The organism is Micromonospora sp. CPCC 205739 (assembly GCF_036906795.1).
Classification (GTDB): domain Bacteria; phylum Actinomycetota; class Actinomycetes; order Mycobacteriales; family Micromonosporaceae; genus Micromonospora.
The window spans coordinates 399471-415256 of the sequence record NZ_JBAKHS010000002.1; the positions used below are offsets into that span (position 1 = coordinate 399471).

11 protein-coding genes are annotated in these 15786 nt (G+C 75.9%); 9 read left to right on the forward strand and 2 right to left on the reverse strand.

Annotated features, from left to right (window positions below):
- Position 1: 1 nt before the first annotated feature.
- The 8 genes from V6U88_RS05800 to V6U88_RS05835 all read left to right on the forward strand — a co-directional run bounded on the left by V6U88_RS05800 (position 2) and on the right by V6U88_RS05835 (position 11328).
- Positions 2–799: an SGNH/GDSL hydrolase family protein gene (locus V6U88_RS05800; RefSeq protein WP_334450490.1), complete on the forward strand. Its 798-nt coding sequence runs from the start codon at positions 2–4 to the stop codon at positions 797–799.
- Positions 800–916: 117 nt separating this feature from the next.
- The gene (locus V6U88_RS05805; RefSeq protein WP_334450491.1) at positions 917–3595 is read left to right on the forward strand and encodes a hypothetical protein; all 2679 of its coding nucleotides are present in this window, start codon (positions 917–919) and stop codon (positions 3593–3595) included.
- 90 nt (positions 3596–3685) lie between these two features.
- A complete protein-coding gene (locus tag V6U88_RS05810; protein ID WP_334450492.1) occupies positions 3686–6226 on the forward strand; it encodes an FtsK/SpoIIIE domain-containing protein in 2541 nt (846 codons plus the stop codon).
- Positions 6227–6898 (forward strand): hypothetical protein, encoded by a 672-nt coding sequence (locus V6U88_RS05815; protein ID WP_334450493.1) that lies wholly within the window; start codon positions 6227–6229, stop codon positions 6896–6898.
- Positions 6899–6998: 100 nt separating this feature from the next.
- Positions 6999–7262, forward strand: coding sequence for a DUF6244 family protein (locus V6U88_RS05820; protein ID WP_154943759.1), 264 nt, complete (start codon positions 6999–7001; stop codon positions 7260–7262).
- A gap of 431 nt (positions 7263–7693) precedes the next feature.
- Positions 7694–9910, forward strand: coding sequence for a M48 family metalloprotease (locus tag V6U88_RS05825; protein WP_334450495.1), 2217 nt, complete (start codon positions 7694–7696; stop codon positions 9908–9910).
- 12 nt (positions 9911–9922) lie between these two features.
- On the forward strand, positions 9923–10318 hold the full coding sequence (locus V6U88_RS05830; protein WP_334450496.1) for an effector-associated constant component EACC1: 396 nt from the start codon (positions 9923–9925) through the stop codon (positions 10316–10318).
- Between the two features lie 215 nt (positions 10319–10533).
- A complete protein-coding gene (locus V6U88_RS05835) occupies positions 10534–11328 on the forward strand; it encodes a lipase family alpha/beta hydrolase (RefSeq protein ID WP_334450498.1) in 795 nt (264 codons plus the stop codon).
- 55 nt (positions 11329–11383) lie between these two features.
- Here the strand turns inward: V6U88_RS05835 and V6U88_RS05840 are convergent, their stop codons facing one another.
- Both V6U88_RS05840 and V6U88_RS05845 read right to left on the reverse strand, forming a co-directional pair.
- Positions 11384–13687, reverse strand: a complete 2304-nt coding sequence (locus V6U88_RS05840) for a SpoIIE family protein phosphatase (protein ID WP_334450500.1) — start codon at positions 13685–13687, stop codon at positions 11384–11386.
- Positions 13627–15096, reverse strand: a complete 1470-nt coding sequence (locus tag V6U88_RS05845; RefSeq protein ID WP_334450502.1) for a PAS domain-containing protein — start codon at positions 15094–15096, stop codon at positions 13627–13629. Before V6U88_RS05845 ends, V6U88_RS05840 begins: the two co-directional genes overlap by 61 nt.
- A 248-nt stretch (positions 15097–15344) precedes the next feature.
- On the opposite strand from V6U88_RS05845, the gene V6U88_RS05850 reads away from it, so the two are divergent.
- On the forward strand, positions 15345–15710 hold the full coding sequence (locus V6U88_RS05850; protein WP_334450504.1) for a YciI family protein: 366 nt from the start codon (positions 15345–15347) through the stop codon (positions 15708–15710).
- The last annotated feature ends 76 nt before the right edge of the window (positions 15711–15786 follow it).

Sequence of the window (15786 nt, forward strand, 5' to 3'; positions counted from 1 at the left end):
GATGCCCCACCGCGCCCTGGCCCGCGCCGTCACCGCGCTGGTCGCCCTGCTCGCCACCGTCCTCGGCGTCGTGCTCGTCCCCGGCACCGCCCAGGCGGCCACCGTCAACTACGTCGCCCTCGGCGACTCCTACTCCTCGGGGGTCGGCGCCGGCCCGTACGACCTCTCCACCTGTCTGCGCAGCCAGAAGTCGTACGCCCCGCTCTGGGCCGCCGCCAACGCGGTGACCAGCTTCCGCTTCCCGGCCTGCGGCGGGGCGGTCACTTCCGACGTGATCAACAGCCAGGTCAACTCGCTGAGCACCAGCACCACGCTGGTCACCATCACCATCGGCGGCAACGACGCCGGCTTCGCCGACGTCATCACCAGCTGCCGCTTCGGCAGCACCTCGACCTGCACCAACGCCGTCAACGAAGCCAAGGCGTTCGCCACCGCAACGCTGCCCGGCCGGCTCGACGCCACCTACGCCGCCATCCGCAACCGCGCCCCCAACGCCCGGCTCGTCGTGCTCGGCTACCCGCGACTGTTCGAGACGAACTACTGCGGGCTGCTGGCCATGAGCACCTACAAGCGCACCATCCTCAACGAAGCCGCCGACCTGCTCGCCACGGTCATCGCCGACCGCGCGGCGGCCGCCGGCGCCACCTTCGCCGACACCCGTCCCTTCTTCGCCGGCCACGGGGTCTGCGCCGCCGACCCGTGGATCCGGGACGTCTCCGGTGTCATCGAGGCGTACCACCCGGACGCCGACGGCTACCGGTACGGCTACCTGCCGGCGCTGAACGCGGTACTGGGCTGACCGACCCGCCCCCGGCGGCCGGTGGTCCCCGCGCGGGACCGCCGGCCGCCGCCGGTGTTGCATCCACCACCGACAATGGGTGGTCCGTGGCTTCCCTGGACTCGGCAAAGGGGCGCGATGCGAGAACCGACGACCCGCCAGCCGCCCCGCCCGACCCGGGACCGGCTCCCCGCCGGTGGGCCCGAACTGCTCTCCCTGCTGGTCCGGCTGCTGCGCCGGCCCCGACGCGGGGACCGGCGGCTGCCGCTGCTCTGGCTGGTCCGCGCGTCCGGCGCTGGTGACGTGGCGGGCCTGCTGCGCCGCTTCGTCGGCCAGGGCACCGGACGCCGGGTGCCGCACGCCGTGCTCGATCCGGCCGCCCGGCCCGGCGCCGACGACATCCCCGCCGTGCTGCGCGAGCTGCACCGGCAGCTCTCCCTGGAGGCGTTCGGCACGGCCCGCCTGCGGTTCCGGCACTACCCGCTGGCCGACTGGCTGATGCACCAGAGCCTGGGCGTCGACGTCGACACCGCCGACGGCGGCCGGGCGGCGCTGGTGCGGCGGCTGCGCGACCGGCGGGGCCGGCGCTCCGCCGAGGAGCCCCCGGTGACCGGCGAGTCGGGCTTCGGCACCGCCCTGCAGGTGCTGCTCTGGCTGCTGCGCCGCGCAGTGCCCAGCGCGGTGTTCCGGATCGCCGTGTCCGGGCGGGTGCCGCTCGTCGGCCGGCACTACCGCTGGTTCATGCGGCAGCAGTACCTCGCGCCCCGGCAGTCGGTGACCTTCCTCGGCTTCGCCGAACGGCTCACCGCCGGCTGGCGCGACGGCGAACAGCCCGCCCAGGTGGACAAGCTGCTGCTGCACGCCTTCCTGGAGGACCTGCGGCTGGCGTACCGCCGGCGGTTCTGGCGGCCGGGGGACTGGCGGCGCACCGCGTACCCGGTGCTGCTGCTCGACGGCGTTGCGGTCGGCACCGTCGGGCACACCCTGGTCCGGCTGCTCAACGACGTCCGCAACGAGACCGGTCGCAACGACCCGCTGCTGGTCGTGGCGGTCGCCGACGAGCCACCGCCGGAACTGCCCGCCACCCGCGCGCTGCGGGAGGCCGACGAGGCGTACGAGGAGTGGGCCGAGGCGCTGCCGGAGACCCGGCGGCTGCGCCGCCCCGCCGCCTGGCTGGTCGTCCTGCGGTTGGAGAGCGGGGACGACGTGCCCCCGCCGGGGGTCACCCCCCGGGCGCTGGTGGCGCCGGACCCGCCGTGGTGGTCGCGACGCTTCCTGCCGGCGGCGGTGGCCCTGGTGCTGCTGCTGGCCGTCGGGGCGTGGGCCGACCGGCGCTGGGCGCCCGACTGCCACCCGTCCCTCACCGGGCAGGTCAAGGTGCAGGTGGTCGACGGCGAGTGCGTCGGCTACAGCGACAGCGCGGGGCAGTTGTTCAACAGCGACCCGGGCCAGGAGCGGCTCCGGGCGGTGCAGCGGCGGATCTTCGCGCAGAACCGCGCCGCCGAGGAGGTCTGGCGGCGCAGCGAGCACCGCCGGCCGTACCTGACCCTGGTCTACCTGGGCTCGCTCACCGGCAACCGGACCCGCGCGGACGAGGAGTCGTACGTCTCCGAGCGGGAGGAACTGGAGGGCATGGCGACGGCCCAGTACGCCCTGCTCAAGGAGTCCGCCGCCGCCGACGGCGCCGCCCTGCTGCACATCGTCGTCGCCAACGGCGGGCGGCAGATGCGCCATGCCGGCCGGGCGGTGACCATGCTGGAGGAACTGGCCCGGGACGATCCGACCCTGCTCGGGGTGGTCGGCCTGGTGGAGAGCCGGACCAGCACCGCCGCCGCGCTGCGCGAGCTCAACCGGGTCGGCCTGCCGGTGCTCGCGCCCACCCTGTCGGCCGACAAGATGGACCAGAACTCCAGCCTCTACCTGCAGATGTCGGCGCCCAACTCCGACCAGGCCCGGATGCTGGAGGCGTACTCCCGGCAGGTGTTGAAGGTGACTGAGGCGCACGTCTACCACACCACCGGGGAGGGCAGCTCGCTCGCCGACGACCTCTACGTCTCCACTCTGGTCGACGGCCTGCGAGAACGGTTCGGCGACCGACTCACCCGGCTGGACGAGTGGCGCACCGGGCGGCGGCTGACCGAGGAGTGCGGCTACCCCGGCGTGCTGATCTTCGCCGGCCGGTGGTCGGAGTTCGACGGGTTCCTGCGCGCGCTGAAGGAGTGCGGCGCGAATCCGCCCCGGCACCTGCTCGCCGACGACTCGGTGAACCGCTACATGGCCAACCCGGGGCTGCGGGCCAGCGCGCCGGGCAACCTGCCGGTGACGTACGTGTCGAAGGCGGCCCTGGCCACCTGCGGCGCGTTGCGGGCCGCGCAGGCCCGGCGCGACGACGCCCGGGGCACCTTCCTCAGCTGGGTACGCGCCGACGACCTGCTGGACCCGCCGCGCTGCCGGGACGACACCGGCACCCCGGTGGGGGAGCGGGTCAGCCTCGCCTACGACGCGTCGATGATGATGGTGCGGGCGCTGGAGAGCCTCGCCGCCCGGCTGCGGCACGCCGACACCGGCCGGCGCTGGGAGCCGCGCGCGGTCAACCCGGCCGGGGTGCACGCCGAGGTGCTGCGGCAGAACGCCGCCGGCGGCTACCCGGGGGTCGCCGGCCTGGTCCGGTACGCCCCGGACTCCGGCGAGCCGGTCGCGAAGCGGATCGCGCTGCTGCGGGTGGCGGAGGTCCCGGACGTGCACGCGGAACCGGTCGAGGTGTACCACTGCGGGGCCGCCGACGGCCCGCCCGACCCGGCCTGCCGCCCCGCCTGAGCCGAGCCGGCCCGCGTCCCGGCTGGTGCGCCACCGGCCCGGCTCCGTTAGGGTTCCCTCGACCGGACGGACGTCGTGGGGGAGCAGACGGTGGGCAGGCTCGCGTCGGCGTACGGGCAGGCGGTCACCGCCCACCGGCGGGCCCGTGAGCGGTGGTCCCAGGCCCGGGCGCTGCTCGACCGGCTGGCCGGGCAGCCGGTGCCGGAGCGCACCGTCGACCTCGTCGCCCGGCTCGGCCGCCTCGCCGCCGGGCTGACCGCGCCCACCGCCCCGGCGGCCCGCCCCGCCGGCGAGCCCGCGCCGGTGCGCGTCGGCGACGCCACCACCGCCGACGGCCGGTTCCCGCTGCTGCTGCCGCTGGGCGCCGGGCGGCACCTCGCGATCAGCTCCGACGCCCGCGACCCCCGGGTGGCGGTGCTGCTGCGGGTGCTGGTGCTGCGACTGCTCGCCACCACCCCGCCCGGCGCCGTCCGGGTGGTCGGCATCGACCCCGCCGCGCTGGGCGCCACCTTCCTGCCGCTGCGGCCGCTGCGCGAGGCCGGCGTGCTCGGCGCGACCGCCACCACCGAGGCCGAGATCGGCGCGCTGCTCGACGCCGCCGAGGCGCACGCCCGCGCCGCCCAGCACGCCGGCCGCGACGACCACGAGCTGCTGCTGGTGGTGGCCGCCTCCGCGCCGGCCCCGCGCGAGCTGGCCCGGCTCGCCGCGCTCACCCACGCCGGGCCGGCCGCCGCGGTCTGCGTGCTGCTCGCCGGGCACCCGCCGGCGCCGCCCGGGCAGGCGCCGCCGCTGGGCGCCACCACCACGCTGCGCCTCGACGAGCGGTACGCCTGGGTCGGCGACCCGCCCGGGCACCCGTTCGGCGACGACGGCACCGGGCTGGCCGTACCGGTGCTGCTCGACGGCGACCCGCCGCAGGAGGCCGTACGCTCGCTCGCCGGGCGGCTGGCCGCGGCCGTGCGGCGCGACGCGGCGCTGCACGTCGCGGACCTGCTGCCCGAGCGGCGCTGGACGGAGTCGGCGCGGGCCGGGCTGCGTACGGTGGTCGGCCGGGCCGGGCGGGAGCCGGTCACCCTCGCCTTCGACGACGCCACCCCGCACTGGCTGGTCGGCGGGCGCACCGGCGCCGGCAAGACCGTCTTCCTCGTCGACGTCCTCTACGGACTGTCCGCCCGCTACTCCCCGGCGGAACTCCAGCTCTGGCTGCTCGACTTCAAGGAGGGCGTCAGCTTCACCGAGTTCGTCCCCACCGAACGGGACCCGTCGTTCCTGCCGCACGCCCGGACCGTCGGCGTCGAGTCCGACCGCGAGTACGGCCTCGCGGTGCTCCGCGAGCTGCGCCGGGAGCTGGGCCGCCGGGCCGAGGAGTTCAAGCGGCACGGGATCACCAAGCTCGCCGACCTGCCGGCGGACGTGCCGGCGCCCCGGATCGTGACCGTGGTGGACGAGTTCCACGTGCTGCTCGCCGGCAACGACCGGCTGGCCCGGGAGGCCGTCGACCTGCTGGAGGAGCTGGCCCGCAAGGGCCGCTCGTACGGCGTGCACCTGGTGCTGGCCAGCCAGAGCACCAGCGGCGTCGAGGCCCTCTACGGCCGCGCCGACACGCTCTTCGGGCAGTTCGCGCTGAGGGTGGCGCTGCCCGGCGGCGAGGCCGTGCTCGGCCCGCGCGTGTCCGGCGCCGCCACCGCCGGCGCGGTCGGCACGGCCGTGGTCAACACCGCCGCCGGTGCGCCCGCCGGCGACCTGCTGGTCCGCTTCCCCGACGCGCACGCCGACGCCCGGCAGGTCGCCCGGCTGCGCTACGAACTCTGGGACGACCGGCCGGAGGGCTGGCCACCGCCGTCGGTGTTCCGGGGGTACGAGCCCGCGCACCTGGAGGACGAGCCGGCCGCGACCGCCCTGCGCCCCGGCGGGCGCCGACCGTCGGTGCTGGTCGGCCGGACGGTCGACGTGGCCGGCAGCCCGGCCCAGTTCGCCCTGGACGCCACCCCCGGGCGGCACCTGGCCGTGGTGGGCACCGCGACGACCGGGGCGCACGTGCTGCGGGCCGCCGCGCTGAGCCTGGCCCGCCAGCACGCCCCCGGCGAGGCCGAGTTCGTGCTCGCGCCGCTGGTGGAGGCCGCCGACGAGCTGGCCGACGAGACCGCCGCCGGGATCAAGGCGGCCGGGCACCCGGTCACCGTGGTCGACGCGGCGGGGCTGCGGCGGCGGATCGGCGAGCTGGCCGCCGACCCGGAGCAGCGGGGCCGGCGGTACCTGGTGGTCTTCGGCGCGGACGCCGCCGGCGCCGCCCTCGCCCGGACCGACCCGGACACCTTCCGCTCCGGGCACGACGACCTGCGCGCGCTGCTGCGCCAGGGCCCCGGCCAGGGGGTGCACCTGCTCGGCTGGTGGCGCGGGCTGCGCCGGCTCGCCGACGACCTCGGCGGCTCGCAGAACCGCGACGACGTGGCCTGCCTGGTGGCGCTCAACGTGCCGGCCGCCGACCTCGGCCTGCACCTGGGCGTCACCGACCTGGCGTACGTTCCCCGGGCCGACCGGGCGCTGCTGGTGGACCGGCACGCGCAGCGGACCGCGCTGATCGTGCCGTTCGTCCGCCCCGGGTACCGGACCGAGGACGAGGAGCGCTGAGTGTCCACGTTCGACGAGTACGCCGCCGCGGTGCGCCAGCTCTCCGTGCAGGTACGCGAGGGCGAGCGGGGCGCCGCCGCCGAGGCGGAGCGCCGGCGGCGGCTGCACGGCGGGGTCGCGCAGCTCGGCCAGCGGCTCGCCGCCCAGGGCCAGCGGCTGGACCAGCTCGGCACGGCGATCGGCCTCCCCCCGGCCACCGCGTCCGGTACGGAAGACCCGGACGCCGTGGGCGGGTCCCCGAGCCCCGACCACGACGCCGACCCGGCGGCCGTGCTGGAGGACGCCCGCCGGCTGGTCGACGAGTCCGATCTGCGGACCCGGCAGGTCGAGGCCCTGGCTGCCCGGCCGGAGCTGCTGCCGACGTGGTCGCCGGCGGCCCGGGCGGTGGCCGTCTACGTGGCCTGCGCCGCCGCCGGGGTGCTGCTCATGCTGGTCCTGGTGGTCGCCTCCGGGGTGGGGCTGGTCAGCGGCTTCACGCTGGGCGCCTGGATCTGCGCCGGGCTGCCGGTGCTCTCCTTCGCCGCCGGCTGGCTGATCCTCGGCCGGTGGGGACGGCCGGCCCTGGCCACCGTGGACCCGCCGCGGTTCGTCCCGCTCGGCTTCGTCATCTGCGTCGCGCTGGTGCCGACCGCGTACTGCGCCAGCCTGCTGCTCGTCCGCTTCCTGCGCTGATCCGCCCGCTGTCGCCGCGCCGGCCGGCTGGCGCCGCTCGGTAGGCTCCCTCGTGGACCGTGGCCGGCCGGGCGGCGGGCCGGTGGGCAGGGGAGGGCGCGTGAGCGCAGCACAGGTCATCGCCAGGCTGGCGGCCGCGGCGCAGAAGCTGGACGAGGCGAAGGCCAAGACCGCCGCCGCGGCGCAGGACGCCGCCGAGGCGCGGGAACTGGTCGCCGGCGCCCTGGAAGGGGTCGCGGCCGGGCCGCTGATCGGGATGCTGGACGCCTACCGGCAGGCGCTGACCCAGGCGGCGCAGGGTGCCGGCCCGGCCACCCAGCAGGTCCAGGAGACGATCGCCAAGGTACGCGCGCTGGGCAGTTGACCCGCGCGGCGCCGGACGCAATGGCGGATTGTCGACAGTTGATGCGGAACGGCAGGGTGCCGGACTCCGGCCCGGACGTGTCCTGACCTGTTCACCGCCGATTGGGAATGCCTGCCCGGGGGTCCACCAACCCCTATTTCCACCGGAACCTCCCCTCGGGCAGAGCGGCTGAACGTGCTGGTGGAGCGCGGGACGGGGCCACGAGGGCGGGCTGCCGTCAATCGGTCCGCCCCGATTCGTGGTGGCGTCGTCCATTCGCGACAGGTAATGTCCTGCGACGTCGAAATCCGCTGACCGGATGTCGGCACCGCTTTCCTGCCCGCGCACATACCGTCGACGGTCGGCCCGGCCGCCGTCCGCTGCGCCGTGCCCGTGACCGGGTGCCATTCGCCGTCGGCGAATGGGTGGCGTCTGTCGTCGAGGAGTTTGCCGTGAGCGACCCGGACGTTGACCCCCAGGTGAGACCCGCGGCGGAGCCGCCGCCGGCCGCGCCGCGCCCGGCTGGACCGGGCGCCCTCGACCGGCGGCTCGCCGACCGGCCACCCGGGTATCCGAACGCGTTGGTGTGGCTGCGCGCCGGCATTCTGCGGGACTGGCGGGGCGTGCTCGGCTCCTTCGTGACCGCCTGGTTCTACCTGCCGCTGGCCCTGCTGGCCGCCGTGTGGGGCGGGCTCTCGCTGGGTGTGCTCGGGCTGGTCGCCGGGGGTACCCAATCCGGCGAGGCCCTGCCGGCGGTGGTGCGGGACGCGCCGCTGGTCGGCCCGCTGCTCGACGCCTTCCTCAACCGGTCCGGTGGGGTGGTCGGCGGGTTCGCCGGCTTCGCGCTCGGGTTCCTGGCGGGCTTCCTGCTCGTGCTGATCCTGCCCTGGCGGGACGCGTTCGACGAGCCGGCCAACCTGTTCACCGGCCTGGTCGGGATGGTGGTGGCCGCCGCCCTGGTCGGCGTCGTCTACACCGTCGGCCGGGTGCTGCTGGAGCCGTGGCTGCTGGGCGTCTCCGGCGCGCGTCAGCTCAGCCGCCGGGAGGCCGAACGGCTTCGCCCCATCCTGTCCGGGTGCGCCGCGCGCCTCGGCCTGCCAGGCGTGCCCCGGCTGCTGATCGAGGACGACCCGGTGCTCACCAACGCCCGGGCGTACGCCCGGCACATCGTGGTGACCACCAGCCTGCTCGACGAGTCCGACGAGGACGTCGCGGCGCTGCTCAGCCACGAGTTGGTGCACTGGCGGACCGGTGACGAGGTGACCAGCGCCTTCGTCCGCGGGGTCGGGCTGCCGCTGGTGCTGGTGCACGCGGTGCCGACCTGGCTGATGCGCCGATTCCCGCACCCGGCCACCGACCTGCTGGTCTTCATCGTCTTCTGGCCGGTGCTGCTGACCATGCGGTTCGTGGTGCTGCCCTGCCACCGGCGCGACGTCCGGGCCGCCGAGTACCGGGCCGACGCCGGGGCCGTCCTCGCCGGGCACGCGGCCGGCATGCGGTCGATGCTGGAACGGCGCCGGTCCTTCGAGACCGGTCGCAGCGGGTGGGACGAGGCGGTCTGCGCCACCCACCCGCCGTCGGAGTTGCGGCTCGACCGGCTGGAGCGGCTCACGCCGGCCACCGCCGATCCGGCGACGGCCGCCGACGGCAGCCCCGTCCGGGTGGGCACCGAGGAGCTGTTCGGCCGGCCGGGCCCGATCGGCTCCCGGCGGGCCTGGGTGCTGGTCGGCGCGCTGGTGCTCGTCGGCTGCCTCGGCGGGGGCGGGCTCACCGCGGCGCAGTGGCTGCTGTTCCGCCCGCAGGCGGCAATCGACGACTACTTCTCGGCGCTGGACGACCGGGACGGCCGGGGTGCCCTGGCGGTGTTGACGCCGGAGGCGAGGGCGGCCGCCGGCGACGGCGAGCAACTCGCCCGGATGGTCGGGGCGGACGGCTACCAGCCGCCGACCGACGTGGACGTCACGGCCGTCGAGCGCGACGGCGACGAGGCGGTCGCAAAGGTCAACTACACCCTGGCGGGGCAGGAGCTGACCGCCGAGCTGCCGCTGCGCCGGGACGAGTCGGCGACGCTGGGGCTGTTCCACCGCTGGCAGATCGCCGCGCCGCCCGCGCGGCTCAGCCTCCCCGGCGGGCAGGAGGGGTTGACCGTCAACGGCCAGCCGGCGCCGTCCGCCCCGGAGGGCGTCGCCCTGGCGCTGCTGCCCGGGTCGTACACGGTGGGCGGTCAGCGCACCGCCCTGGCGGAGACCCCGTCGCAGGCCGTCCACGTCCTGCCGGGGCAGGAGAGCGCGGGAAGCCCGGAGCTCACGCCGACGCTGGCCCCGGCGGCCCAGGCCACGGCGGAGGAGAGCGTCAAGGCGTACCTGGACGCCTGCGCGGCCCGGACGGTGGCCGCGCCGGAGGGGTGCCCCTTCCGCTACTACACGGGGGAGAAGGTGCAGAAGATCGCCTGGAAGATCACCCGGTACCCGAAGGTGGAACTCACCCTGACCGGCCCGACCGCGGCGCAGGTGTCGACGCCGTACGAGGCGCGTGGGTCCGCCCGGGCGACCGGCACCACCACCGGGTTCTTCGGGACCACCCCGTTCACCGAGGACGAGGAGTTTCAGGTGGTCGGGGTGCTGTTGGTGGTCGACGGCAAGCTGACGTTCCGGCCCGGCGGCCAGTAGGAGGAGTACGACGTGACCGATTCCATGCACCGGGCCGGAGCGCCCGTGCGGATGATGCTGACCCCGCGTGCCGCCCGGCCGCCCCGGGTGCCGCTGCTGACCTGGATCCACCGCCGGCCGGAGTTCCGCGCCGCGGTGCGCGACGCCGGCGCCGGACAGGGCGGCCGGCCCGGCTTCAGCGACGCCGTGATCATCGCGGTGGTCGCCCAGGCGCTGCTGCCCGGCCTGTTCAACCTGCTGCAGAGCTGGGTGGACCAGCAGCGGACCGAGGTGAGCGTCCGCATCCAGGTGGGCGACTCGGAGGCGGAGATCCAGGTCAACGGCCGGACGGATCCCACCACGCTGCTCGACCAGGCCACCCGGGCGCTGAAGGCGGCGGCCGACGGGGAGACCGACCCGACGTCCTGACCGAGGAAGCCGAACGGGGCCGGCCGCGATCGCGGCCGGCCCCCGTCGTCCTCTGCCCGGTTTGCCGGAAGACACCTTCGGTGCGACAACGGGTTACCGGCGCGTAACTTGCCATTGACGTGTGTGAATTCTTGCCCGCATCATCGTCCCACGATCGATCGGATCCCCCACCCGCCGTCCCGGCTCCCCGGGAACCTCCCACCGGAGGTGCAGCCATGCTGCTCCGAACGATCCTCGCCGCCACCGCGGCCGTCACCGCACTGCTCGTCCCGGCCACCGCCGCCGCGGCCGCCCCCGACCGCACCACCGGCGCCGGCACGGTCGCCGCGTCCACCACCGCCGCGGCCGCGAACGCCAATCCGGTCATCGTCGTCGGGGGGCTGATCGGGGTCTCCATCGCGTACGAGCCGATCGCCGCCCGGTTGCGCGCCGACGGCTTCCGGGTCTCCATCTTCCAGATCCCCGGGCTGGGCTTCGGCGACATCCGCGAGTCCGCCCGCGCCTTCAAGACGTACGTCGACCAGGTCCGCGCCCGCACCGGGGCGGCCAAGGTGGACCTCGTCGCCCACTCCGAGGGCGGCTTGGTCTCCCGCTGGTACGTCAAGTTCCTCGGCGGCGCCGACGCCGTCGGCCGGTACGTCAGCCTGGGCAGCCCGCAGCAGGGCACCTACGCCGCGAACATCCTGAAGTTCGTCGGCCTCGGCAACTGCGCCGGCATCATCGCCTGCCAGCAGATGTCCATCGGCTCGGACCTGCTCACCGCCCTCAACGACGGCGACGACACCCCCGGCGCCATCCGCTGGGCCACCGTCCGGACGTGGCAGGACGAGCTGGTCTGGCCGATCGCCAACGCCGCGCTGGCCGACGGCTCGACCAACGTGCTGATCCAGAGCGCGTGCCCGCTGCGGCTGGTCGGCCACCTCAGCCTCATCCTGGACGGCACCACCTACACGGTGGTGCGGCAGGTGCTCACCGACGCGGCCATCCGGCCCAACTGCTTCGCCCTGTGACCCGGAGGGGCGGACGGGCGAACCCCCGTCCGCCCGTCCGGCACGGCCCGGCACCTCAGCCGACGTGCCGGATCACCACCAGCGCCTGGTCGTCGTCGGAGCCGGAGAGCTTGCCCAGGATCGCGTCGGCGATCACCTCCACCGGCTGGTCGCGCACCGGGACGATGACGTCGTGCAGCGCCGCCACCCCCGCGTCGTACGACTGGTCGCGCCGCTCCACCAGCCCGTCCGTGTACGCCACCAGCAGGTCGCCCGGGCCGAACGGCACCGTCGTCACGGGCACCGGTTCGCGGACCAGCCCCAGCGGCAGCGCGGGACCGGTGCGTACCGTCTCCGGGGCCTGGCCGGGGCGCACCAGCACCGGATGCGGATGCCCGACCCGGGCCATCGCCACCTCACCCGCGACCGGATCGACCACCATCGCCAGGCAGGTGCCGAGGAACCCCACGCCCAGCAGCTCGGTCAGCCGGGGGAACACCTCGGCCAGCGGCACCCCGGTACGGATCAGGGTGTTCACCACCGTCCGCAGCTGCGCCATGTCGGCGGCCGCCTCCACCTGGTGACCGACCACGTCGCCGACCACCACCGCCAGCCGGTCGCCGTCGAGGGCGATCAGGTCGTACCAGTCGCCGCCGAGGTGCAGGCCGCTCATCGCGGGCTGGTAGCGGGTCGCGATCTCCAGGCCGGGCGGCACCCTCGACGCGGAGGTCCGCAGCCGCCCCGCCAGCCGGGTCACCAGGTTGTGCTCGGCGGCGGCCAGCCGGACCCGTTCCAGGGTCTGCTCGCACAGGTCGGCGATGGTGTCCAGCTGCGCCAGGTCGCCCTCCCGCAGCCGGCGTTCCCGCCGCCAGCCGAACCCCAGCGCGGCGATCGGCCGGCGCTGCGCGTCCAGCAGCGGCAACGCCACCGTGGTCACCATGCCGTGCGCCCCGGCCGCGTCGGGCAGGCCCGGGAAGAGCGCGGCGAACTCGGCCCGGTCGCGCACCACTATCCGCTCGCCGGTGCGCAGCGCGTGGGCGATCGGCCGGGGGTCGTCGATGGTGAGGTCGGCGAAGCTCGCGGAGAGCGCCGGCGGCACGTCGTGGTACCAGAGCCGCACCCGGCGTCCCTCGTCCCGCATCGCCAGCCCCGGCATCGTCGCCCCCAGCGTCGCCGGCGCCGCGCTCAGGATCACCTCGATCGCCTCCCGGGTGGACCGGGTGACGCTCAGCCGGGCCGCGAAGTCCGCCATGGCCAGCGCCGAGCCGGTCAGCTCGGCGCGGCGCAGCGCCTGGCTGCACAACCCGGCCACCGCGTCGAGCAGGGTGTGCCGTGCCTCGTCGTCGACCACCGGCCGGCCCCAGCGCACCTCCAGCGCGCCGAGGACGCCGCCGTCGCCCTCGCGCAGCGGCAGGCAGACCCCGGCGCCGTCGGCCAGCGGCACGGTCGCGTCGTCGCGTACCGCCCGGGCCAGCGGCACGTCGGCGCCGACCGGCAGTCGCTGCGGGCCGTCGCCGTCGGCGATCTCCAGCGTCGGTGACCCGGGCGCGGCGACCGCCACCCGGACGACGGACGCGCCGACCACCGCCGGGACGGTCGAGGTGATCACCTGGACGACGGCGTCCTGCCCCCGCGCGGAGCTGAGCGCCCCGGCGAGCCGGGCCAGCCCCTCGGCCTGGCGCAGGGCGCGCTGCCGGTCGCCGATGTCCCGGGCCACGGTGGCCACGAACGCGGTGGTGTCCCGGTCGTCCCCGGCGGTGACGGTGAACGTCTGGTGGTCCACGTCGAGCTGCTCGCCGGTGTCCAGCCGGGCCAGCCGGGTCTCCGCCCGGTGGTGCCCCGCGCGCAGTGCCGCCGGGATCAGCTCCCGCCGCCACACCTCGCGCGCCTCGGGCGCGGCGAAGTCCAGCAGCCGCAACCCGTCCACCGGTGCCTCCGCGGCCAGGCCGACGAACTCGCGGCCGGCGGGATTGACGTAGACCGCGCGCCCGTCCGGGGCGGCCACCGCGATGAAGTCGCCGGAGCGTTCCACCAGCGCCTGGAACAGCCGCAGCTCCGCCTGGGTGGCCCGCTCCGCGCTCAGGTCCGTCGCGTACGCCAGCCAGCGCAGCGGCTCGCGCTCCAGGGCGACCACGCCGATCTGCACCGGGACGGAGTGTCCGTCGGCGTGCCGGTACTCCTTGTCGTACGTGCGGGCCCGGCCGGCGCTGCGCAGCTCGGCCAGCGCCCGCGCGTCGGCCTCCTCCCAGCCCGGGGGAGTGAGCCGGCGCCCGTCCAGCCGGCCCTGCGCCACGTCCTGCGCGGTGTGGCCGAGCATCGTCAGGAACGCCTCGTTGGCCTCGGTGACCAGGTCCTCCTCGCCGCCGAAGACGGCGAGCACGTCGGTGGCGGCGAGCCGCTCGAAGCGGGCCCGTTCCTCGCCGAGCGCCTCCAGCAGCCGGGTCCGGTGACGTCGACGACGGTGAACCCCAGGCCGACCAGCTCGTCGGTGCCGGCGATGCGGATCGGGAAGTAGCTGGACACGAAGTGCCGGCGGTCCGCACCGCCCGGCAGCGGCTCGGCGGTGGACTCCACGCCGACCACCGGGCCGCGGTCGAGCGCCCGGCGCATCAGCTGCTCCACCCGGGGCGGGTACGCCCGCCGCAGCTCGCTGGGCCGGCGACCCAGGTGGTCCTCGGCCGGCCGGCCGTGGAACGCGGCCAGCGCGGGGTTGACGTGCAGGTGCCGCAGCTCGGTGTCCACCAGCCCGACCCCGATCGGGGCGCTGTCCAGCAGGGCGCTGCTGATCGCCGCGGTCCGCCGGGCCGCCGCCTCCGCGACCACCCGGTCCTCGATGTCGTCGACCGTGCCGATCCACTCGGTGATCGCGCCGGCCGGGTCACGCAGGCTGGCCGCGCGCACGGCGAAGTGCCGGTACCCGCCGCTGGCGGCGTGCCAGAGCCGTCCCTCGGCCTCGAACAGCGGGGCCCGGCCGGCGACGGCCTCCTGCCAGGCCGCCTCGATGCGGGGCCGGTCCTGCGGGTGCAGCGCCGTGCCCCAGCCGGTGCCCCGGTACTGCTCCCAGCGCTGCCCGGTGTACGCCTCCCAGGACGGCTGCGGCGCCACGATCGCGCCGGCGGCGTCGGCCGTCCAGACCACCGCGCTGGACGCCTCCACCAGGGTACGGAAGCGCTGGTCGGCCTGGTGCTGGGCGGCGCGCGCCGCCGCCTCGGCCCGCACCTCGTCCGGCTCGACCGCGTCCACCAGGGCCGCGGTGAGGCCGCTGATCGCCCGCAGCCGGCGGTCGCTGACCACCCGGTCGGTGGTCTCGGTGACCGCGGTGAAGACGCCGCCGGACTCGTCGATGATCGGGCTGTACGAGAAGGTGAGGTAGCACTCCTCGACGAAGCCGTTGCGGTCCAGCAGGAGCAGCTGGTCCTGACTCCAGGTCGCCCCCTCGCCGGCCAGCACACCGGTGAGCATCGGGCCGATGACGTCCCAGATCTCCGGCCACACCGTCGCGCCGGGCCGGCCCAGCGCGTCCCGCTTGGACGAGCCGAGGATCGGCAGGTACGCGTCGTTGTGCAGCATCACCAGCTCCGGCCCCCACCACAGCAGGATGGGGAAGCGGGAGTGCAGGCAGATGGTGACCGCGGTGCGCAGGCTCTGCGGCCAGGAGTCGACCGGCCCGAGCGGGGTCGCCGACCAGTCGTGGGCGGCGATCCGGGCGCCCATCTCACCGCCGGCGGCGAAGACGTCCCGCCACCGGAAGTCGTCCGGTCCGGTGGTGCGACGCGGGGGCTGCGTCATCTCCACCTCCGCTCGGCGGCTCGAGCGTTTCCCCATCGGTCGGACCGTACCAGCGGGCGGTGGCTTCGTCCCTGGTCGATCGGGTCGGCCGGGCGGCGCTCGTGGACGAACGGCCCAGCCGGTCGGCAACCGGGTACGCCGGCGGGGCAGTTGGCCGGAGCGGCCGGTGCGGCCCGCCTCCGCGTGGGACGCTGTGCCGAGTCGGGGGACCGGCGCGGGGCGACGCCGGCCGCGCGGGAGGGGGCGCCATGACGGGTACGCCGCAGCTGGACTTCGCGCTCGACACGTACGAGTGCATCGTGCTCTACCCGGGGGCCGCCGGTCGGGTCCTGCCGGAGGAGACCGTGCAGCGCTTGCAGGCCGAGCACTTCGAGCACATGCAGGCGTTGCAGCGCCGGGGGATCGTGCTGGTCTCCGGGTCGATCGACGGACCCGCCCGGGAGCCGGCGCCGCCGATCGGCTTCGGGCTGGCCGGCACCGGCTCCGTGGACGACGTGCGCAGCGTGATGGAGGCCGATCCGGCCGTGCAGGCCGGGCTCTACCAGGTCGACGTGCTGACCTTCCTCTGCCCGGCCGGCTCCCTGGAGTTCCCGCTGGTGAAGAAGGAGAGCTAGGCGACTGTCGGCAGGGTGACGGCGCCGGCCGCCGCGCGGGTGTCCACTGGGAGGCTCCGGACGGCGGGCGCGCCGG